This is a genomic window from Mucilaginibacter sp. PAMC 26640 (assembly GCA_001596135.1).
Classification (GTDB): domain Bacteria; phylum Bacteroidota; class Bacteroidia; order Sphingobacteriales; family Sphingobacteriaceae; genus Mucilaginibacter.
The window spans coordinates 2,948,601-2,972,092 of sequence record CP014773.1 but is presented as its reverse complement, the minus strand read 5'-3'; the positions used below and the strand labels follow the sequence as shown (position 1 = coordinate 2,972,092).

14 protein-coding genes are annotated in these 23,492 nt (G+C 46.1%); all 14 read right to left on the bottom strand.

Annotated elements, in window-relative coordinates; genetic code table 11:
- Window positions 1-31: 31 nt before the first annotated feature.
- Window positions 32-1,276 carry an L-fucose transporter gene (locus A0256_12940; protein ID AMR32261.1) on the bottom strand — a complete coding sequence of 415 codons (1,245 nt, stop codon included), beginning with the start codon at window positions 1,274-1,276 and terminating at the stop codon, window positions 32-34.
- 153 nt (window positions 1,277-1,429) lie between these two features.
- A complete protein-coding gene (locus A0256_12935; GenBank protein ID AMR32260.1) occupies window positions 1,430-3,706 on the bottom strand; it encodes an alpha-mannosidase in 2,277 nt (758 codons plus the stop codon).
- A 106-nt stretch (window positions 3,707-3,812) separates the two neighbouring features.
- Window positions 3,813-4,475 (bottom strand): G-D-S-L family lipolytic protein, encoded by a 663-nt coding sequence (locus tag A0256_12930; GenBank protein ID AMR32259.1) that lies wholly within the window; start codon window positions 4,473-4,475, stop codon window positions 3,813-3,815.
- 81 nt (window positions 4,476-4,556) lie between these two features.
- A complete protein-coding gene (locus A0256_12925) occupies window positions 4,557-5,747 on the bottom strand; it encodes a hypothetical protein (GenBank protein ID AMR32258.1) in 1,191 nt (396 codons plus the stop codon).
- A 27-nt stretch (window positions 5,748-5,774) separates the two neighbouring features.
- On the bottom strand, window positions 5,775-6,917 hold the full coding sequence (locus A0256_12920) for a diacylglyceryl transferase (protein AMR32257.1): 1,143 nt from the start codon (window positions 6,915-6,917) through the stop codon (window positions 5,775-5,777).
- 319 nt (window positions 6,918-7,236) lie between these two features.
- Window positions 7,237-10,356, bottom strand: coding sequence for a SusC/RagA family TonB-linked outer membrane protein (locus tag A0256_12915; GenBank protein ID AMR32256.1), 3,120 nt, complete (start codon window positions 10,354-10,356; stop codon window positions 7,237-7,239).
- A gap of 38 nt (window positions 10,357-10,394) precedes the next feature.
- Window positions 10,395-12,104 carry a hypothetical protein gene (locus A0256_12910; protein ID AMR32255.1) on the bottom strand — a complete coding sequence of 570 codons (1,710 nt, stop codon included), beginning with the start codon at window positions 12,102-12,104 and terminating at the stop codon, window positions 10,395-10,397.
- A gap of 26 nt (window positions 12,105-12,130) precedes the next feature.
- Window positions 12,131-15,226 (bottom strand): SusC/RagA family TonB-linked outer membrane protein, encoded by a 3,096-nt coding sequence (locus tag A0256_12905; protein ID AMR32254.1) that lies wholly within the window; start codon window positions 15,224-15,226, stop codon window positions 12,131-12,133.
- 89 nt (window positions 15,227-15,315) lie between these two features.
- On the bottom strand, window positions 15,316-16,275 hold the full coding sequence (locus tag A0256_12900) for a hypothetical protein (protein ID AMR32253.1): 960 nt from the start codon (window positions 16,273-16,275) through the stop codon (window positions 15,316-15,318).
- 64 nt (window positions 16,276-16,339) lie between these two features.
- A complete protein-coding gene (locus A0256_12895; protein ID AMR32252.1) occupies window positions 16,340-16,756 on the bottom strand; it encodes a hypothetical protein in 417 nt (138 codons plus the stop codon).
- A gap of 38 nt (window positions 16,757-16,794) precedes the next feature.
- A complete protein-coding gene (locus A0256_12890; protein ID AMR34541.1) occupies window positions 16,795-18,549 on the bottom strand; it encodes a hypothetical protein in 1,755 nt (584 codons plus the stop codon).
- 301 nt (window positions 18,550-18,850) lie between these two features.
- A complete protein-coding gene (locus A0256_12885; protein AMR34540.1) occupies window positions 18,851-19,672 on the bottom strand; it encodes a XynC protein in 822 nt (273 codons plus the stop codon).
- Between the two features lie 17 nt (window positions 19,673-19,689).
- Complete coding sequence (locus A0256_12880) at window positions 19,690-21,075, bottom strand: hypothetical protein (GenBank protein ID AMR32251.1); 1,386 nt, start codon at window positions 21,073-21,075, stop codon at window positions 19,690-19,692.
- 7 nt (window positions 21,076-21,082) lie between these two features.
- The gene (locus A0256_12875; protein AMR32250.1) at window positions 21,083-23,407 is read right to left on the bottom strand and encodes an alpha-1,2-mannosidase; all 2,325 of its coding nucleotides are present in this window, start codon (window positions 23,405-23,407) and stop codon (window positions 21,083-21,085) included.
- Window positions 23,408-23,492: the final 85 nt, after the last annotated feature.

The following is a 23,492-nucleotide window of genomic DNA, read 5'->3' as shown; positions in this document are numbered from 1 at the left end:
GGAGCTTTACCTACTCTGTTTGTGTAAGCATTTATTCTTCTACAGCAGCCTTATTCAAACGCTTATAATTAAAGCCAAAGACAAAAATGACTGCGTAACAAATTATTGGTAAATAGTAAGCAGTTGCCACATTATGGTTGGCAACCAAACCCATTAAAATGGGAAATATGCCCCCACCTACTACGCCCATTACAATAAACGACGAAGCCTGTTCTGTTTGCTTGCCGAGGTTTTTGAGCCCCAGGCTAAAAATGGTTGGGAACATGATGCTGAAGAAAAAGTTGATCATGATGAGGGCTACGAACGACACTGTCCCCAGATTTTGTGCTACGACCAAACACATGAAGACATTGCACAATGCAAAGATCCAGAGCAACTTGCTGGGTGTAACAAAATACCGCATCAGCAGCGTTCCAAGTAACCTGCCAATCACCATCATAAGCAAACTGATTCCGAAAAAATAGCTGGCAGTTGCAGATGAATACCCCATAATATCATGCCCATAATTGATAAAATATGCCCACGTGCCTCCTTGTGCACAAACATTAAAAAACTGGGCAATTGCCGCAAAAACAAAATGCTTATGCTGGATCAAGCTTTTGGATTCGGTGTGTTTCCCGCCTACTGCATCCATTTGAGGCGAAACAGCATGCGGATCAGTTAATGACGGGACCTTCACAAAGGAGAACAGCACGGCCACTATAACTATAACTGTACCGATGATGAAATATAAATTCTTTACAGCGATGAGATCATTTGAGTGCTCCCGGCCTTCCTGAAGAATAAAGTAGCCTCCAATGAACGGTGCAAGGATGCCGCCCAGGCCGTTGAAAAATTGAGAAAAGTTGATCCGCTGATCGCTGGTACGCTGATCGCCTAAAGAAGCTACAAAGGGGTGCGCCACGGTTTCCAGTGTTGCGAGGCCACAGGCTAGTATGAATAATGCAATCCGGAAAAAATTAAAGGATTGCGCATTTGCTGCAGGGATAAATAGAAACGCGCCAGTGGCATACAAACATAAGCCCAGCAATACACCGCTCTTATATCCGAACCGTTTCATAAATAAGCCAGCCGGTATACCCATAACAGCATAAGCACCAAATAACGACAATTGCACATAGGCCGATCTGGATTTGGAAACGTGCAGAACGTTCTGGAAATGCTTGTTAAGCGTATCTCCAAGTGTTAACGCCAAGCCCCAAAGAAAGAATAGGGAAGTAACAAACAACAGTATGACGAGATATTTACGTTCGGTAAACTTTGGCTTGCTGTCCATACGCAGGATTGAATTTTGTTAAAATTGGTTCGGTAAAATAAACGAATTCTTTACAGCAACCAAAGCTATCCCCAATTTTCGTGGTTATCTTGCTACTTTTACTAAATAAGTCTCCGCAATAATCTAACAAAATTCCAAAAAACACTCCTGATCCTATTTGGCTGTGGTCAACGAAAACGGCTTATCGGCAATAGCTAACCCCCGGGTTAAATTTGGTTTCGGCCCCATTTCCAGGCGAAGTGTGCCACCATTCATGATATCGCTTTGCGTAATAAAGTTGTGGGTGTACGGCGTGCCATTTAAAGTGGCCGACTGAATATACACATTTTGCGGGCTGTTGTTATTTGCGTCTACGGTGAATTTATTTCCGTTTTCCAGAGCGATGGTCATTTTTTTGAACAAGGGGCTACCGATCACATATTGGTCTGTTCCCGGGCAAACGCTATAAAATCCTGCGGCACTCAAAACAAACCATGATGACATCTGGCCCTCATCTTCATCGCCGGGATAGCCGTTTTCTGTTGCATTGTACATTTTATCCATCACTTCACGTAAATGCATCTGGGCTTTCCATGGTTGGCCGGCGTAGTTATACATGTATAGCATGTGGTGAATAGGCTCATTACCCTGTGCAAACTGTCCCATTTTAAATTCGGCCATTTCGGTCATCTCATGAATTACTTGTCCGTATCCGCCAACTTTGATGGTGCCAGGTTCACTAAAAACGGAATCGATTTTGGATGTAAAATTATGATCGCCCCCCATCAGGTTAATAAGCCCCTGCGTATCATGAAAAACCGACCAGGTCCAGTGCCAGGCGTTACCCTCTGTGTAGGGCCCACCCCAGTCCATCGGGTCGAACGGTTCTATCCAATTGCCTTTTTCATCTTTGGCACGCATAAACCGGGTCTTCGGGTCGAACAGGTTCTTGTAGTTATACATCTGCCTGCCAAAGACATTTTCATAGTAGGTATTACCGGTTGCTTTTGCCAAAGCATAAGCGCAAAAGTCGTCATAGGCAAATTCGAGCGTCCAGGCGGTAGCTCCCTCTGTTTTCTTCGTATAAGGCACAAAACCATTGGCAAAATATTCTTTCCAGCCCGGCCGGCCGTTAGCGCTTCCCCAAGGGCCCTTGTTTGTAGCTTCGTGATAATAGGCTTCCAATGCCTGCTTCGGATCAAAGGTGCGGATGCCTTTCGCCCAGGCGTCTGTCAGTAGCGAAATTGCATGGTTTCCCAACATGCCCCCCGTTTCTGCCGGGAACGACCAAGCTGGCAACCAGCCGCATTGCTTTTGTGCATCCAGCAAAGCCTGAACCAACTGCCCTTCCATTTTTGGATGCAGCACCGTATTTAGCGGAAATTGCGCACGGAAGGTATCCCAAAATCCATTGTCGGTGTACATAAAGCCGTCATGCAATTTTCCATCGTACGGACTATAGTAATAAGGTTTACCATCCTTGCCATACTCAAAAAACTGGTGTGAGAACAGGTTAGCATGATAAAGGCAGGAGTAAAAAGTCGCTTTGTCCTTTTCCGATCCACCTTCAACAGCCATGCGGCCCAATAAGTTATTCCAAACTTCGTCGGCTGCTTTATGCGTATCATCAAATGATTTATAGCCACCCAACTCAGTTTTGAGCGTAACAGATGCCTGCTCCGGGCTAATATAAGATGATGCAACTTTGGCCTGTACGGTTTCGCCATTCTTGAATTTTATATAAGCCCCGGCACCTATTCCTTCTGCGGTTAATTCTTTTGCTTTTGTAGTATTTTTTATATTTTCCCAGGTACCATAATCAGCAAAAGGCTTATCAAAAGTAATGATGAAGTAGTTTTTAAAATTCTGTGGTGCCCAGCGGCAGTTATTCACGTAACCACTTATCGTGCGTTTCGCCGGATCGATAATTACCTGGCTCATTTTTGTATATCCATCCAGAACCAGGTAAGATGACTGCCCCTTAGGAAAGCTGAAACGCAGGTGGGCGCCGCGTTCGGTTGGGCTCATCTCGGTGGTTATATTATTATCTAGTTTTACTTTGTAATAGCTGGGTTGTGCAATCTCGTTGGCATGATCAAATGCTGCTGCACGTTCATCTTCATTAACTGTTAGCTTACCGGTAACCGGCATCAGGGAGAATACGGCGTAATCATTCACCCATGAACTGCACTGGTGCGATTGCTGAAACCCGCGGATTTTTTTTTCAAAATACTGATACTTCCATCCATCACCATTTTTACCGGTTTGGGGGGTCCAGGTGTTCATACCAAAAGGCAGTGCTGTAGCCGGGTAGGTATTACCATATGAAAATTCGTACCTGGTGTTAGTGCCCTGGCGGGTGTTTACGTACTTAACCAAATTGGCCTGCTGAGCAGATAAGCTACCGGTAATAAGTAATACAAAGGCACAGAGCTTTAGCGCTTTTTCCATTTACAGATGAGGTATATATAAAGACTTTTCAGAGGCGGTTACATTAATCGATTTAAAGAAGGAGGCGCTCCCGCCTCCTTCAAACCAAAATATATAAACCAACTAATTATTTAATAAGCGACTGGTACATCAAATCGGCTACAAACTGGTTACCTGCCGGGTTAAGATGCACACCGTCGCCGGTTAAAATATTTTTATCCAGGTTTTGCGGATTATTTTTTAGTCCATATTCATGAAACAGTTTCCTGAGATCTATCAGGCCGCAATTGTTTTGCACCGCCAGTTCACGGATGCTGTGCGAATATTTATTTAGGTCGCCGTCCAGTTCATTGGTGTAATCGGTTTTTTCGCCAATTGCGGCCGGTGTGCAGAGTGTTACTTTAATACCTTTTGCCTGTAACTTTTTTATAAGTGCAGTATAAAACCTGCCGAATTTATCATAATCTGTTCCGGTGCCGGATAGCCGCTTGTGCCAAACATCATTTACCCCTACCCAGATCACAACGAAATCCGGGTTTTTACTTAACACGTCATCCTCGTAACGGAGGTACAGATCATAGATCTTATTTCCGCCAATACCCGCGCCGGCTACTTCATAGTCGGCCGACTTGTTGTTGTCTTTTAATTTTTGCCGAAACAGGGTAATATAACCGTCGGGTCTTGTGCCGTACTCAGTGATCGAATCACCAAAAAATACTATTTTAACAGGTTTTTTTAATTGAAAACTGCACATCACCAGCACTGCTGAAAGCATTAAAAGTTTTTTCATCGAAGTTTAATTGGTAGCAAAAGCTAAATTGATTTAGCTAAAGTATAGGATTATTCATTAAGTCGCAAATTAAATAGAGAATTATTGAAATTTCACCCGGATAAAACGTGGGCGATACAGGTTGGGATGCTTGCCAAGATCTTTTATAAATTCAACCGAGTTGATGTTATAGCTAATCAGCAATTCCCCGGGTTTAGATAACGACGGGTGGGCTTTGGCATTATAAACTACAAATGTCTTCTCTACAAGGTCGGGCTTGCAATCCCACAATTTTATAACCGGCCCAAATGGACCTGCAGGGCTCGCCCCTATCCGCATCCCAACGGTTGTGCTCATACCACCCTGTTGAAATATCAGCGCATAACGCCCATCCGGCAAGGCAGATACACTGAGTTCATTAGAAACCCCTGTAGTTACATCGGCCGCCTTGTTCATATCGCTCACCCAATTGCTACCATTCCAGAAAGTCCATTTTGTGTAAGTTTCAAAATCTTTTGGCAGTACACGTGCTACCAGCAGGGTTTTAGCCATCCCTCTAACCCCATATATGTAAATATAGCCATCGGGTTTTAATGAGCCAGCTTCCTTTGTGTTTACATAAATCCCCGCGCCAAAAGATCCTATATCATTTCCCCCATCGGTGAGGTAAAATGGGGTATCCATCTGCTCTGCGTCCTTAAAGGGCGGCTTACTGCCAGCCGGAATTTTGATCAGCGTATTGCCTACTTCTCTGAAACCAAACGCGCCGCTGCTCACGTTGCGTACCCTGTAACCAAAGATGTAGGTACTGGCATTGTATTGATTTACAAAGCCGTCACCCAGCCAGTAATAGTCGTTGCTATCGGTTTGCGTTGTTTTTGGTATGAAGATCGATTCCGGTTGATCCTTGGCATCCTTATCCCAATAAAACTTCATCTGCTTCTCCAGTGGCTGGTTACCGTTGAGGATAGCCAGGGAGTTATGGATCATTTTATAGCCCGGCTGCATGGTATTATCCTTTATCTCCCCTATCATGCTGTCGCTGAAGATGAATAGCACTTTATCATTAGGTTTAGATTGCCTGCCTTCCACACCGTTCATGGGTATGGTATATATGCCATCACCACCAAACCAGCCGAAGTTCCGCTTTAGTAAGGCCGACCATTCCGGTGCCTCCTCTACTGTGAACCTGATATCACTGAGATTTTGTATTGCAGCCGGCGCAGCGATTTGAGCCAAAGCGGAAAGTATGATACCGCAAACACATAAAGCAACCAGCGCAAGCCTTTTCATCAGGGGGAAATTAATAATTTTATTTAATCAGGATGATGCAGATTCCCGGCCCGGCTTTTTGTAACGCTTAACGAGAATGATCGTAACACCCACCAGTCCGCCAAGCAACATCAAGCCGCCTAATAATTCTGCTTGTGTAAATGTAAAGCCTAAAAAGCGGTAATAAAAATTTATCCGGATATGTTCTATCAAAAACCGTTCTCCACCATTAAGGATGAGGTAGATAGAAAACATTAATCCCGGTATTTTAATATTGCGCCGAGCTGCCCACATCACCAAAAACATAGCTATGCAGAGTGTTAACTCATAAAACGGGGTTGGGTATACGGCGTTTACCAGTTGGTTACAATAATTACCGGTACAGCCGGGAATGGAGATGCCGGCGTTGATGGCATTGTGTGGATATTTGAACGCCCACATCCAATTGGGCAGCCAGCCAAGCCAGCCGGGTTGAGTATAGGGGTTAACAATCCCCCAATCGCCATCTCCGGAAAGCTGGCAGCCAATACGGCCAATGCCATATGCCAGCATCATGCCCGGCGAGCCGATATCCGCTAAATGCACCTGTGCCATACCGTGCCGGTAGCCGATATACAGATAGGTAAGTGCGCCGAAGATCAATCCCCCGTAATAGGCATAGCCATTGGTTGAGAAAATAGTGCGGATCGGATCGGCCATTAACAGATCGACATGCTCGGCAGCATCAAAAAGCTTTGCGCCGATGAAGCCAAAGAAACCTACACTGAATACGATAAGCCCCATCAACTGGTATGGGTGACGGGTTTGTTCCACTAGTTTTGGCTGTGGTAAGGCGTGCTTTTTTCGGTCTAGATATGCCCAGGCAGCAAAAGCTGAACCTGCCAATAAACCTGCCACCCAATTGCCTTCTCCAGATAGCAGATACCCCCTGGGGTCAGACTGAAAATGGGCGAATTGGAAAGCTACCCCAATCACCTTAAACCCGAAGGCAAAGCCCAGCGCAAAATTAACCAGCAAATCTATCAGGGTAACGGGTTGCCGTACCAGCACCTTCTGCTTGAAGGATTGAATTTTCCCGTCTTTTTCATACCGCTTAAACTCCGATGTAAACACCAAATATGCCAGCAAAAACGACAGGGTAATAAAGAAACCCAACGTTTGCACCGGGAAGGTAAACCTTACCCCGAACATGTAGTAAACAAGATCGCCTATTGTAGGAAACATATTGCTAATGTATAAAATGGACCGAGAAATATAGTGTTCCTATAGGTGTCAATGCAAGCGGGGCCATACCAGGTGGTGTTCGCGTTCGCATTCCGGCCATTTGTAAACCACCCCGAACAAGCCCGAACATGCCCGAACATGCCCGAACATGCCCGAACATTGTGCCATCCTGAACAAATTCAGCCGCTGTCTTGACTTTGTTTGCTTACCCCTGCCTTTTCGACATTTAAAATAACAAAGGGCTAGCGCTACTAACGCTAACCCTTAACACTTGATTTAAAACTTACTAAAAGCCTAGCTGGATCCCCAGATTGATGACACGCTGGTTGATGTAAGCATCCCCCGCCGTGTTGGTGGAAATTTCCGGATCCTGCTGATATTTCTTGTAATTATTAAAAGTCAGCAAGTTGTAAGCACTCATATACACACGCGCATTGCTTATTTTAAATGGCAATAATTTATTTGGCAACTGGTAACCGATATCAACCGTTTTTAACCGGATATAGTACGCGTTGATCAGCCAGTAATCGCTGAAGTAAGCTGTTGGGCTGTTTACCGATGTAGGGTTTAAACCTAAACGGGGGAAGTTGGCTGTAGTCGCGGTTTCCGGCGTCCAGCGCTCCTGGTGAATTGGCTGAAACTGGCTCTGGAACGGCTCGATACCTGTACCCAAAACGGCAAAGCTATAATTGAATGAACCCTGGAATAATACACTCACGCTGAAGCCTTTATACACCCCCTGTAATGACAAGCCTAAAATGGTATTGGGCAGGTTTGGATTTCCAATTGCGCGTTTATCAAATACATTGATGATACCGTCGCCATTTAAATCCTGATAACGCAAGTCGCCGGGTTGTAGCGGAATTCCATTATCCGGTACTGCAACCGGGTTACCCGCATTAGAGCCCTCATGGGCTGCTTTATAAGCAGGAATTGAAGCAATGTCGGCCGCTGTATAATACCCCAGCGAATGGTAACCGAATTGCTGGCCGATTGACTGGCCGGTTTGCGCCAGGTACGGGTAAGCCGGTGACGCCTCATCCATATACAAGATCTTGTTTTTGGCGTATGAGAACACCAAACCTGCATTGTATTGAAAGCCGCCAATGTTACTGTGGTAGCTAATGCTGCCGTCGAAACCCTGGTTGCGGGTTTTCCCGATGTTTACCGCAGGCAGGCCAACCCCTAATATCAATGGTGTACTGCCCGGAGTAATTAACTGGTCTAAGCGGATATCGTGGAAATAATCAACCGTTACCGAAATTTTGTCTTTAAATAAATTCATATCCAAACCTATATCCAGCTTACGGGCACGTTCCCATACCACATTAGGGTTACCTAAAGATCCTTCGTAAATGGATCCGTAGGGCTGCTGGGTTTGGCCAAAGTTATAACCTCCGCCTGTGTTATAAACCTGGTTGTATACGTAACGGTTGCCTGGCGCTGCATCAGATCCCACTATGCCGTAGCTGCCACGCAGTTTAAATAAACTGAACATGGGCAATGCCTTTGCAAAAAAAGATTCTTTAGCCAGGTTGTAGCCCAGACTGACAGCCGGAAATACACCGTAACGATGATCTGCCGCGAAACGGTCGGTACCGTTATACGCCACGTTGAAATCTATCAGATACTTTTGTTTGTAATCGTAACTGGCCCGGCCCGATACGCCCCTGAATTTCTGCGGCACACCTACCAGATCGCCGGTTAATAAGGGATACGCAAATAAGGTATTTGATGTTTGGTTAAATAACAACAGGCCAGAGAAGTGATGGGTATTACTAAAACTTCTGTCATAATTTAAATAGGCTTGTAAGTTATAATTGTTGGTGTTGATATCGGTATTACCGGTTAAAGCATAAGTATCGTAAACGTAAGTAGCACCGGGCCTAAGTGCATAACTATCGGCTATGGGGTCATAGTGATAAGCGGGGATACCTCCATTAAAGATCTGTTTGGTATATTGCTCAATACTGGAATACGCTACCCGCAACGTTGCAGTTAGCCCATCGGTAATGGCATCCAGTTTTTGATTTGCACCGAAAAGGAAATTAAAATCCGTACGGCGGGAATGCTGGTAACCTCCGGTTGCCAGCCTGGCATTCAGCGTTGGCAGGTGATCGGGGTTAAAATTTGAATAGGCATAGCTGTAAGTACCGTTCGGATTTAAATAGGGCGCGGTAAAAGGTGTCTGTTTAGTAAAGTTATAAACCTCACCAACCGCATTTTGATTATAGGGCTGATTCAGATCGGAGAAACGGGTGGTTACATCCAAACGCAGATCAAGCGTCTTGTTAGCTTTCAGATCCAGGTTAGAGCGGAAGTTGTATCTCCGGAAATAATAGTTGGTATTTACCAAACTTTGGGGGTCGGCAAAGTCGCGCACCAAACCGCCCTGGTTTAAGGCTCCTCCTGATACAAAATATTTCAGCGCATTGGTCCCGCCCGAGATATCAAGGTTGGCATTAGATTGGAAGGTTTGATTCTTAAAAACCTTTTCGTACCAGTTCACATTAGGATGGCCGTACGGGTCATCATTGTTTTTAAAATGATCCAGATCCGACTGCGTAAAGGACTGCTGCAGCCCGTCGTTCTTCTGTGCCTCGTTAATTAGCAGCGCAGAGTTGTACGAATCTAGAAATACCGGTTTTTTTGTAGGCTCCGCCATCCCCCCTTCAACCCTCAAATTTATTTTGGGTATGCCGGATTTACCGCGGCGGGTGGTTACGACCAACACTCCGTTGGCCCCTTTAATACCATATACAGCCGTATTGGATGCATCCTTCAGGATGGAAATGCTTTCGATTTCGTTTACATTGATCTGCTGCAGTTGATCATAATTGTACTCGATATCATCCACGATGATCAGCGGCTTATTACCATCGGGATTCAGCGAACTTACCCCACGTATATAAAAATCTGATGCATCCTTACCCGGCTGCCCGGATCCCTGTTGGGAAAAGAAGCCCGGCAACTTACCGGTTAGGGCATTTTGCACGTTGGCCGTAGGTACCGTGCGTATTTCGCTGGCAGATATAGAACTTACCGAACCTGTGGTGGTAATACGTTTACGGGTACCATAAGCCACTACCGATACCTCATCCAGGCCATTAGTGCTGGTTTGCAGTATAATATCCAAGGGTTTTCCAAGGGTTACTTTTACCTCCTGGGTAATGTAACCGATAAACCGGACTACCACCACCCTGCTTTCTCCCCTTAGCGTGAGGCTGAATTTACCGTTAACATCAGCGATAGCGCCATTGGTAGCAAATCCTTTTTCAACAACGGATACACCGGGTAATGCACCCGTAAGATCACGTACCTTACCCGTAATAGTTGTACTTTGAGCATACAGTGCCGCCGGTAGCAATGCAAGTATTATTTGAAAGAAAAGTATTATTTTTCTCATAACTGCTTAATTAATTTAGTTTAATTGATCCTGAGGAATTACCATCCGGGGTTTTGTTTCATATTAGGGTTTTTTTGTACCTCATCGTATGGTACCGGGTACAAGTACATTTTTGGGGCAACAAACTGGGTAGCCAGTGCCGTAAGCGGGTTATAGTTAAAGCCCGATCCGATCTTTACAATACTTACACCTAAGCGTGGCTGATTCATTACGGTTTCGGCTATTTTCCAGCGGCGAATATCCCAGTAGCGGCTTTCTTCAAACCCAAGTTCTACCCTGCGCTCATTCTGGATAGCTGTACGCATTTCGTCTTTCGTCATGCCGGCCTTCAAACCATATAAACCGCCTGTGCCGGCTGTAATGCCAGCGCGTTTCCTGATGCTGCCTAATGCGCTGTATACATCCGGCGTTGCACCTGCCGCTTCATTTTGAGCCTCTGCATAAGCCAGTATGATATCTGCATAGCGTAAAATTACCCAGTCGGAATTGTGCGAACTGTAGGTGTTGGTATTCTCAAAGTTGCCCATGAACTTACGCAGATAGTACCCCGTTTTAGTTTGCTGTAAAGCCGTGTTAGGTTTGCTTTGGCCACCCTCAAATGTTTGGATCTGTGTGTTAAGCCATTGCGCACCATTGTATATGACGTTGTAAGTAAGCCTTGGATCACGATTATCATCCGGCTTATTGCTATCAAAGCCTGATGCCGCATCCGTAATCGCCAGTCCGTTTGCCATCGGGAAGGAATTCACAAATTCTTGTGTAGGGCTGGTAGCGCCCTTACCGGTAGCGCCGGTAAAACCTACCGGGCCATTAGCCGTTTCTATGCCGTTCCCGGTACCACCCTGCCTAAAGAAAATGGTCTCCGAATTATTCTGCGTGAGGAAAATATCCTTGTAATTATCTAAAAGCGCATAAGTACCCAAATTCATTACATCTTTAGCGGCCTGCGCTGCAGCTGCCCAACGGTCGGCACTAAAGCCGGTATAACCAGTCAGGGTGTTGGTCGGGTCTATGTTTCCTCCGTTAAATAAGGGGCTGGCCGCGTATAAAAGCACCTTGGCTTTCAACGCAAGGGCCGTTCCCTTTGTTGGCCGGTGGCTATCTGAATTGGGGTCCGCTACCGGATAAACCAGCATCGTATCCTTTATGGCATCACATTCACTTACAATGTATTTTACGCAATCGTCGAAAGAGTTTCTTGGCAGCGATACATCATCGTTGATGGTGAAAACTTTATTACCGATCAGCGGCACACCGCCATATCGTTTAATCAGTTCAAAATAAAACATCGCCCTTAAAAAGCGCGCTTCGCTTTTCCACACGTACTTCATGGAGTAATTGTTGTATTTAGCCAGTACGGGTACTACATCAATGTTGTTTACAAACTCGTTTGCCTGGCGGATCCCGGCGTAATAAGTTGCCCAAAGGTTTTCGTCTGCAGGGATGGTGTAAGAATTGTAAGAGGCGGTAGATAATATTGTGGCCACATTGGTAGGGCCTGATGCGGATGAAATGGCATCATCTCCAGCTGCGTCCAAATAATCGCCTGATACCCGGTTATGGCCATTCTTTAACACGGAGTAAATGCCGTAGAGATACTTTTGGGCGCTTACACCGGCAGAGTCCTTACTGTCGAATACATGCGACAATCCTACCTTATCCACGGGAAACTGTTCGTATTTTTTGCAGCCGGCTATTGCCATGATTATCAGTGCCAGGACCGCTATAATATTTTTATAATTTTTCATGATCGTATGTTTATGATGGCAAAAAATTAAAGCTTGATGCTTACTCCTGCGTTAACTACTCTTTGAATTGGATACGCACCGTTGCTTACTTCCGGATCGATGCCCTTATATCCGTATAAGGTTGCCAGGTTCTCGCCGTTGGCGAATACCCTGATACCCGATAGCCTGAGCTTTTTAGCCCATGTGTAAGGCAGGTTATAACCGATCTCGGCATTTTTCAGCCTGATGTAATTGCCCGAACGGAGATACAATGTTGAATTAGCGGTGTTATTGGCATTATTTAACGACAGGCGCGGAAGCGTTGCCGTGGCGGCTGTTTCCGGCGTCCACCTACCAGTAAGATTATCATACCCTTGCCCGGCAGCAGTTAAGCCCAGGAAGCCTATCCCGGCAAAACGGTTGACCATCGCATTATTGAACATCAACTCCCTGTTGGCAAGCCCCTGGATAATCATACTCAGGCTGAAACCCTTATAATTAAAGCCCGCAGATGCGCCGTAAAAAACAAGCGCTTTCTGCCCGCCAATGGCCGAAATATCAAACTGATTGATAATGTGATCATTGTTCAAGTCTTTGTATTTCACATCGCCCGCTTGTGCGCTGTAACCGGTCGTGGTGGCGCTGGTGGCCGCATCCTGCGCATCCTTAAAGAAACCCAGTGCGGTATAGCCATAAATAGCGCTCAGGGAGCTCCCTTTTTTCAGCAGCCAGGGATATGGTGAAGCCGGCTCATCGTTATAGATGATTTTAGTTGATTGGATAGAGGCATTAGCCGATAAAAAGTAGTTGAAATTATTGATATGGTTTTGGTAAGTTAATGTGAATTCGCCGCCCTTGTATAAGTTTACACCAATGTTCTCGGCGGTATAAGGAATACCCAGCAAAGCAATATTGCTGCCGCGGATCTGCAGTACACCCTTGTATTTGTCTCGGTAGTAATCGGCGGAGATCTTGAAGTGGTTGCTAAACAGCTCGATATCTGCACCAACGTCAAACTTATCGGCTTTCTCCCAGGTGATATAGGGGTTGGCCAGCGCGTTAGCGAATATACCTTGCACATCGCTCCGTAAGGTTCCGGTACTGTACTGGTAGCCGTTGGGCGAGCCATAGGTTTGCGAAAAGTTATAGTAGCCGAAATTATCTACGTTACCATTACCGGTACGGCCGTAGGTCGCGCGCCATTTCCAGGAATTAATAAAGCTAAAGTTGTCTTTTATAAAATTTTCCTGCGCCATTTGCCAGCCAATGCCGCCGGCGTAAAAAAGCCCGAACTGTTTGTTTGGGGGGTAACGGTTATAGCCGCTGCGGTTTACAGCGCCTTCAATAAAATACTTCCCGTCGTAGTTATAACCAGCCTTAAAAGCCTCGTTGGTAGTTACGCTGGTTAAATCGTAGTTCAAATTCACGTTACGGGTATCATACATCAACAAGCCGGTAAAATTGTGCTTGCCAAAGGTCCTGTCGTAATTGAGGGCCAGTTGTGCAAACGAATACCGTGCGGTAGCTGCGTTATAATAATCGTTCTTTTGCGAAACAGGACCCCCTATGGCTGCATAAGTGCTGTCTAACTTGATCGTGTAAGCATTGTTCTGAAGACCGCGATTCAATACATTCTGCGATGATAAGGAAAGATTGCCTTTGGCTTTAGCGCTTAAACCTTTGGTGATACTGCTCATATCATAATTCAGATCCAGGTTGGCCAGCACGTCATTGCTGCTGGTCTGTAAATAGCCGGAATACTGTGATTGCGCCAATAAGTTGTTAGTGAAGGTGGTGGTACCGGCAAATGATCCGTCGGGATTGCGAACCGGATAGGCATTGTTTGGCGTTGAATACAATTGGTTTAATATACTGCCATAACCCCCGCCAGGCTGATTACCCTGCTGAATGCGGCCAAATAACTGCAAATCAACGGTAAATTTCTTGGTTACATTAACGGTTACATCCGAGTTGATGATATAGCGGCTCAGTTCGTTATTGGTATTATAAGTTACTGCGGGGTCGGTTTTAAACATACCGGCCTGGTCCAGGTAATTTAAAGAGATACTGTAGCGCGCAATTTCCGATCCGCCGTTTACATTCAGCTTATAACTGGTCATGGGTGAACTTTTGCGCAGGATGGTATTGTACCAATTCACATCCGGATGGCGGAGAGGGTCGGTATGGTCACGGTAAGCGGCAAAATCTGCAGCGCTGTAAATCGGCGGCTTACCATCATTCTGCAAGGCTTCGTTATATAAATAAGCGTACTGGTAGGCCGGTAGCGGAGTGGGCAGGCCCAACGGCTGCTGAACGCCCGTTTGTGCGGTAAAAGATATCTTAGGCGCGCCAATGGTTCCGCGCTTAGTGGTAACTAAAATAACGCCTCTGGAGCTGTTCACCCCCAGCAGGATGTTAGACAAGCCATCCTTCAAAACTGATATAGATTCGATACTTTCCGGATCGATTGAAGAAATTTCCCGCTGCACACCATCGATAATCGTAATTGGGGTTTGCCCGCGCAGCGATAAACCAAATTCGGTATTATCATTAGCCGAGTAGTTATTGTGCTCCACCACGTTACCAACAAAGTCGCCATGTGTTTGCGCTGTAGTCTGCGGGGCGGTAAAGCCACTTAACTGCTGCGTATACAACCCGGTTAGCTGGCCGGGCAATGCATAAGTGTAAAGCGTTGCGGGCGTGGTAGTGAGCTGGTTGGTATAAACCGTTGAGATAGCACCTAAAAAATTACTTGCTTTAGCTGTACCATACAATACATTAATGGTGGCCGGCGCTTTAATGTAAGTATCCAACATTCTTACCGTCAGTTCTTGGTTAGTCTTTACAGTCACCTGCCGTACATTGTAATTGGGATACCTAAAGATTAAGACACTGTTTATACCTGCAGCTATTTCGAAGCGCCCGGTTTTATCGGTTGTAACAGTATCCCCCGTGCCTTTAACGGCTATTTTAACGCCCCTAAAGGCATTACCATATTCGTCCAGCAAAATTCCGCCCGCCATGCCGGGGCGGGTCATGCTTTTAGCGGTCGTATCCTGTTGCATGGCATGGCCGGTTGTCGCCAGCGCCAGCATCAGGATTACCAAAGCCGTAAAATATTTATTTAAGTAGCAGTCAGCCATTTTATAAAGTTTAAATTGTTGGCAAAAAATTAAATATCGTTTTAGCAGGCTCCTGTTTTACAGGAGGCCAATGATGATTGAAAGCGTTATTACCCGCACTTAAAGGTGTAAACAAAAGGTGCCAGTGTATTACCGTAACCCACTTTACTGGTACCGGCTTTATTGGTTACGAAGTATTCCATTTTTAGGATGGTTTGCGCGTCGGTAGTGCCAAAAAAGGACTTGGGCCAAAAGGTTACCTGGTATTTTTTACTGGTTGCAGATGTTTGCACCATCCGGGTCTTATCCGTTTGTTCGCATACGGTAATGGTTTTGCCATCATTGGTGTATGCGGTAGCACACAGGTAAAGTTCGGTTTCACCGCTAAGCGGAGTTGCTATCACGTTGCCATCAAAGGTGAGGGTCACAAAATCATTGTCAAGAGATTTTGGCGGATCTACGATGGTTAGTTGCGGATTACAAAAATCTACAATATCACCTGTGCCGCCGGTCACTTCAAAACATGGCTTGGTCACCTGGCTAAAGTAGGTGCCATTACCGTCACTGGTAAAGCCGTTGCCCGTATCTGCAATCACGTACGAAAGTTTGACGAGGGTATTATTACCATCAGCAGCTACCTTCATTCTGATATTCAGATCGGCTGTAAAAGTATTGCCGTTATGGGTAAAGGATTTATCCGACTGATAAGCTACCCATTCCATATCGTCTATCAGGTTGCCCGCGTTACCAAACGTTTTTTTCATATAGGCCGACCAGGTTAACCCGCCGCCATTTTTCGGTAAGGTACCATCCGGTACCAGGGTCATTGTGCCGTTGCCAGATGTTGGACTGGTATAGCCAACCGTTGTGTTCTGTGCGGCTTTCCAGCCTTTAGGAACAAGCACGCCTAAGATTAAGTAATCCGGCCCGCCGTTGCCGGCAGTTGGGATAGAAATATGCACGGTAATGGGTATGGTAGCACCAACGGTAGCGGTATCCGGCTGGTCTACACCGGTTATCTGCTCACCACAGCAGGCCAGTGCAATACCCAAAATAAGGCAGGCACACATCCTCCATAAATTTTTACCCTTTATATGTAAATATGATCTCATAATTGAATTGGTTTCGGCCTTTTTAATTGACTTTTTGAAGTACATACACGTAGGAATTATTGGCACAACCCGGACTGAAAGTCAAACTTAACTGCCTTTTACCGTTAACAATGGGGTAAGTAAATGCCGTAGAGATTGGCGTTGCGCCGGCAGCTGTGAACGTGATTTTAAACGGATACTGGGGATCGTCTAAAGCAAAGGCCCCATCCTGCGTAACCAGGAAAGGTAATTTGTTTTCCAGTTTATAGGTACCTGTACCAAAATTGATCCGGAACTTGCTAAAGTCTGCCAGGGCGGTCAGATCGGTACCGTTACGGGTAGCGCGGATGACCTGCCAGTTGCCGGCAATATCTTTTACGCCTTCCTGCTGCGGAAGAACTTTTTCTGTTTTGCAGGATACCGCCAGAGCTGCAATTAGCACAAGCGGCAGCAATCGCATTAGTATAAAATTATTTTTCATTTAATTGATTTAACCGGTTAATAGCCTGGGTTTTGTATCACATCCGCTGATTTGGCCACCTCAGATTGTGGTAGAGGCCAGAAATACATTGCCGGGCGGAAATTGCGTTTGCGTACGTTAAATATGGTAAAAGTAGCGGCGTTGCCGTTGCGGTTAACTTCCATCCCGGTGGTTTGGATATTATCGGTTTGGTCGGCTATCTTCCATCTCCTGACGTCCCAAAAGCGGTGCTCTTCAAAAGCAAGCTCTATCCGGCGTTCATTCCGTATCGCAGTGCGCATGTCTTCTTTACTTAATCCTGCAGGCAATTGATAAGGGTTTAGTCCTGCCCGCTGGCGAATAGACTCAACAGCCTGGTACACTAGAGTTGTAGGGCCCTCATACTCGTTAGCTGCTTCTGCATAGTTCAGCAGGATCTCTGCATAACGTATCAATGGTAATACGCGGTCGGTACGGTGGATAAAATCCTGGGAAACTGCGCCCGGTGAAAGCATTTTGTTGCAATAATAACCGGTAGAGGTACCTACATGCACGGCATCTGGACCAGCCCCAACGCCGTTAAATGTACCCTGGTAAATGTTAACCGGAGAAAAGCCCGATACTAACCTGTTTTGCAAGGATGTTTGATCGCGGATTACGGTAAACTCCAACCGGGGGTCGCGGCCATCATATGGTTTTTGCGGGTTGTAGTTTGATGTTGGATCGGTAATAGCTTTACCAGTAGCCATAGGAAAGGCATCTACCAGGCCCTGAAGCGGAAATGCGCCATGGGCACCCGTGCGTGATGGCGGATCAAAAAGCGCTTCCAGATCCACGTTACCGGTGGGGCGCATCAGCTGGAAAATGTATTCGTTGTTGTAACGCAGGGTAAAAAGGTTTTGGAATCCGATGCCAGGTTTGGAGTTGTCAGAATATAAAGAGTAAGAACCTAAACCAATTACTGCGGCAGCTGCTTGTTCTGCCAGTTTCCAGCGATTTGGGTCGGTATTGCCATAACCTAATAAAAGATCATTTTTTGTGCCGCCAAGCGCAGGTTTGTCATTAAACAGCGGGCTGGCAGCATAAAGCAGCACACGGGATTTAAGTGCCAGGCAGGCGCCTTTGGAAGCCCGGCCGTAACTGATACCGCTTTGAATAGTAGGAAGATCAATCGCGGCAGCGTCACATTCGGCTAAAATGTAGTTGACGCATTGTTCGTAAGTATTACGTGCAGCCGGGATACTTTCTGTATAATTATAGGTACTGTCTCCCACCAAATGAACCCCTCCGTAATGTTTTAAAAGAATGGCGTAGTACCAGGCCCTTAAGAAGCGGGCTTCTGCTTTCATCTGCGTTTTGACAAAGGCATTGATCGGTGCCTTAGCGATATTTTTAAGCAACAGGTTGACACCGCGGATATTGGTGTAACATTTTTTGTACGCATCATTGGTAACTACCGCGGCATTAATGGTACCGGTTTCCCAGGCCAAGGCGGTGGATCCACCGGAATTGTAGACCTCGGCCTCATCAGAAGATGCATCGAGACCACCGTTTGGTGTTTGACTGAATTCATTTGGCCCATAAGTAAACCTATCGGCAGCAGCGCTAAAGCCCACATTGGCGTAAATCCCGGCCAAAAAACTTACCGTATTGGCGCTATCCTTAAACACAGTCTCTTCCGTTAAATTGGAGGTGGTGGTCTGGCTTAAAAAGCCCTCCTTTTTGCACGATGCCGACAACAGCAAGAAGAGCAACGAACCGCACACAGAAAACTGAAAGTAAATTTTTCTCATATTATAGGTTATTACAATAAAGCACTTAAGCTTCAGCATTATATACGGTATCAATTTAAAAAAATCGTTTTAGCACTTATCGCTGAACGAAATTAAAAAGGGCTGTGTATTTGCTGATTAAATAATTGGTTTATAATTCCGTACAGAACTATACTGCTAATATAGATCGTAAAAACGATTTAGCAAAGTTTTTGTTACAATTTTTTATTTTTAATAAAATCCACTTATAAAGGAATATTATTTGACATTTTAATAAGTTTTGAAGAGGTTATAAGTGATGTTTTCAACAGAACCGGACAGATCATTTCTGATTATTAAAGTACCGGCTAAAAAACAGCATATGGTAGTTTACCGAGTTAGCCCAATATTCCCAGGAGTGCCCGCCTGGCCTTACCGAGTAGTCGTGCGGGATTTTACGCATCATCAATTTTTCGTGCAATTCCTGGTTACCGCTGTACATAGCATCATCGTAACCGCAGTCGAACGTAAGCGCCAGCGCGTTTGGTTTTAAAAGGTAAACCAGGCTCACCACGCAATGCTGCTCCCAAACATCTGGATGCTCGCTATACTTACCCAAAACCTGTTCAATACCAAAGGCATCCGAAAACTGCCGAATATCCAATACACCACTCATACTGCCTGCCGCCCCAAAAACATCCTGGTGCTTAAAGGCCAAAAACAAAGCGCCATGGCCCCCCATGCTTAAACCGGTAATGGCCCTACCCTTCCGGTTGGCAATGGTAGCATAATGCTTATCCACATAAGTCACCAGCTCGTTGGCTACATAGGTTTCAAACATCCATTCTTTATTCACGGGACTGTCGAAATACCAGCCGGCAAATGCGCCATCCGGACAAACGATAATCAGGTGATAAGTATCGGCCAATGCAGTAATAGCAGGTACTTTTTTTATCCAGTCACTATAGTTACCGCTAAAGCCGTGCAACAGATAAACAACCGGGTATTTTTTGGCTGCGGAGTAGTCGGCCGGTTTAACAATCACCGCTTTGATATCCTTGTTCATGGCGGCACTGTGTGTTAAGGCTGTATCAACGTTAGCCGCTTGAACTTTGAGCGCGAACGATGCCGCACTGATCAGTAATAAGGTTAGGGTTTTTTTCATATTCATATATCTGGGCGTTATTTTGATGCAACGATCTCTATCCGGTGCGTTTGCGGTTTGTTGATGGCGTAGATCTGGTTAATAAGTACATCCATTTCTTTTTGCCATGCATCGCGCACACTTTGATAGCGGGCGCGGCTATAATTATCTTTGTTACCGCCTACAAACGGATCTTTCCGGGCGTACTTGCTGACGGAATCCATGGCGGCATTATTGTCTTTGTACAGGAGGTTTTTTCCTTTCAGAAAATCATACTCTATCCACATATAGTTGCGAAAACGGCGTTCAATTTCCCAGCGTTCTTCGTTCAGCTCGCGCACCTGAATAGCCTGCTGATATTGCGGAGTAATGGTAATTTCTGCCATGTTGATCCCCGCTGCAAAATCTGCTGCGCTCCAGCTTCCCATGCGTTCGCCGTCTATCAGCAAGTTGTAAGTACCTGCTTTCAGGTCTTTCACCGCTAAGATTTCCCGGTTAAATTCTTTGGTAAAAGGAACCACTTTTAAGGCTTCCGACTGTTTTTTGTTATTGCCCCAGCCGCGCGGAATCGTATCAAGCGGATACGGCAAAGACTTCGCTAGATAATTGAAGGAGACTGAATTAGCAGTAACCGCCAAGTTCAGCACGGTGCAATTTGCTGCCTTTGATACCTTTTTGCCGGCTGCGCTGATGCTAATATCTGCCACGGCATTATTGGCCAGTCCCTGTGTTTTCAGGAACAGGTAAGCCATCACCAGGTGACCATTATTATCCGGGTGGATCCGATCGTTCGGGGTAAGGCTAAAAGTGGAATCTTTCAGCTGCTCGCGTTTGTTGATGGCGTCCATCGGGTGGTAAAAATCCACCAAACCCCAATTATTCTTCCTGGCCGATTCCTGCTGGTAAGCAATCACTTTGGCAAAGGCTTCGGTTTTACCGGGATATATATTTTTGGTGGTAAACTTTGATGTTTGATCATAGGGCGAACCAGCAATGATAATCTTCCGGATGTCGGTACGTTTCTTAAGTTTCTCTTCAACACCCTCGTAGGTTTTATAACTTCCTGTAAGACGGTTATCCATAAAAGCCTGTGCATCTTTACGGTACCATTCAAAATAGCCGGTATCGTTCATACCCCAGGTAAGGGTTAGTACGGTCGGTTTCCGGGCCAGCACGTCGGCGTCAAACCGGTCGGCTATCTGGCCAATGGCATCACCGCCAATCCCAGCGTTGAAAAAAGTCATGCGGCGGTTAGGGAAATGCGTCATATAATATAGCCAGATGTAAGAATGATAATGACCGCCGTCGGTTATACTGTTGCCGACGAATACAACGCGCTCGCCCGTTTTAAACGGTGCTACGGTCTGGGCATTTAAACTTGTATACATCCCGATGCCAAGGAGTATAGAATAAAATTTCTTCATATAGATATTAGTTTGTTCCCCAGTTTTTATTGGGTTGGGCCCCCATAGTTAGTTCCAGCACGCCGCCTGCTGCAATGTCTTTAAAGTCGAGGTAGCATTTATTGTAGGTTTTACCATTTAATTTTGCGCTTTGGATGTACATATTAGCGGCCAAATTATTATTGGCTACAATCGTAAACGATTTCCCTTTAGCGTAGGTGGGGTCCAGTTTCATCGTTACCTGATCAAACACCGGGCTGGTGATCTCCTGCCGGGTATCTCCCGGGCAAACAGGATGCAAACCGGAAGCAGCCAAAACATACCAGGCCGACATCTGACCTACGTCTTCATTCCCCACAAGTCCTTCTACAGCATTTTTATATGCCCGTCGACAGATCTCCCGCGTCCATTTTTGAGTTAGCCAGGGCATACCGAGCCGGTTGTACAGGAAAGGCACATGGTGCACCGGTTCATTGGCGTGGTTGTAATAATCATTCCACATCATGTTATCGGGTGTTTTGGCAAAGAGGTTATCGAGGTCTGCAATTACTTTGTCGCTCCCGCCCATGAGCGTCACCATACCATCTACATCATGGGGTACAAACCATCCCTGCTGATAGGGGTTGGTTTCGAAGGTACCGTACCACTGCGTTAAACGGCCCGAGTCTGGCCAGGCTTTCCAGCTGCCGTCCTCTTCCCGCGGGCGGAACCAGCCCTTGTCTTTATCCCAGATATTTTTGTAACTCGCGCTGCGTGCCTTGTATTTCGCCGCATCGGCCGGATGTTTTAGCCAGCCTGCCATTTGCGATACGCACCATTCGGTATAGCCGTATTCCAGCGTGAGCGCAATGCTGTTGCCCCCGGCCGAGTAGCCCTTGTCGCCGTTGCCAAACTTTTCTACCGACTCAACAGATAGCTGATACGCTTTATCAACATCATATATGCGGATGCCTTTGGCATAAGCGTCGGTAATGACCGATACGGCAGGGTTGCCAAACATACAGCCGCTATAGCTATTCAGCAGTTCCCAGCGTTCGAGATAGTTTTTGTTTTTTTCGTCCGCCAGAGTTACCAGCGAGTTGATCATATCATTCACCAAAGCAGGATTAATAATGGTCTGCAAAGGCATCTGGCTGCGGAAAACATCCCAGCCACTGAAAATACTGCGCTTTTTAAAGAACGAGCTCTTATGCGCTTTGCCATCGCCACCCTGATATTGCCCGTCTACATCCGTAACAATGCGCGGATCGATCATGGTATGGTACAGCGCGGTATAAAAGACCTTCTTTTTCTCGATGGTACCACCCTGGATACTTACTTTGGCCAGGTTTTGATCCCAAAGGGCTACTGCACGCCGGTGCGCTGCATCAAAGTTCCAGTCTTTCATTTCGGCCTGCAGGTTGGTTTTGGCACCGGCCATACTCACGAATGAGATACCCGATTTCATCAATACCTGCTCGTTTGCTTTGGTAGCAAATTCGGTGAAGAAGCCTAAATGCTTGCCTTGCTTTTCTTTAATCCTTTTCAGGATAGCGGCACTTGCTACCTGCGCCTGGTATTTTTCGCTGCCTACATCCTCGCGTTTGCGGCTCCAGCCATCCGGGATGTCGGCACTCCAGACGCCGTAATCTTTCAGGGGTTTACTAAATTGCGCATAGAAGTAAACAGTATAATCAGCATGGCCATCGCCATTGCCCCAGCCGCCGCCATCCGGTGTACATTTCATCCATCCCTGTATGGTATAGGCATCTACCACTTTTACATATTGTGAAGTTGAGGTACCCCCTACCCGGCGGGCCAGGTCGATTTGGACACGTGATTGCTTATTTTGCGGAAAGGTAAAACGCAGCATGCCGCTGTGCGGCGCGGCCGTCATTTCGGCTTTGATGTGGTTATCAGTTAATAAAACGCTATAATAGGCGGCGGATGCTTGCTCGCTCTTTTTATCATAGGCCGAGCGGTAGCCGCCTTCGGGATGATCAAGCGTACCTGCTTTTGTTTTTAACTGCCCGGTTGCCGGCATGACCAAAAAGTTACCCAAGTCGCCAAACCAGCCGATGCCGCTCATTTGTGTAAAAGCGAAGCCTTCAATACTTTTATGTTCGTAGCTGTAGCCAGAGCCATTATCGCCGCCGGTAATGGTATTCGGGCTCACTTGTACCATACCGTAAGGCGTAGTGGCGCCGGGAAAGGTTTTGCCCAGGCCATGGTATACGCCCGCATCGGCCGTACTTGTACTGGCGCCAATGAAAGGATTGACATAAGAGGCCAGACTTTGCGCGCGAAGCGCCGGCATGGCCGATACGCTGAGCGCGACAACGACCGCTAAGTATTTTTTGATATGATTTAACATTCTTTTCTTAAACGTTCCACCAATGAACACAACAGTATAAAGCGCGCAGGCTACTGATCATCGAATTCTCTTAAGCGGAGATGAA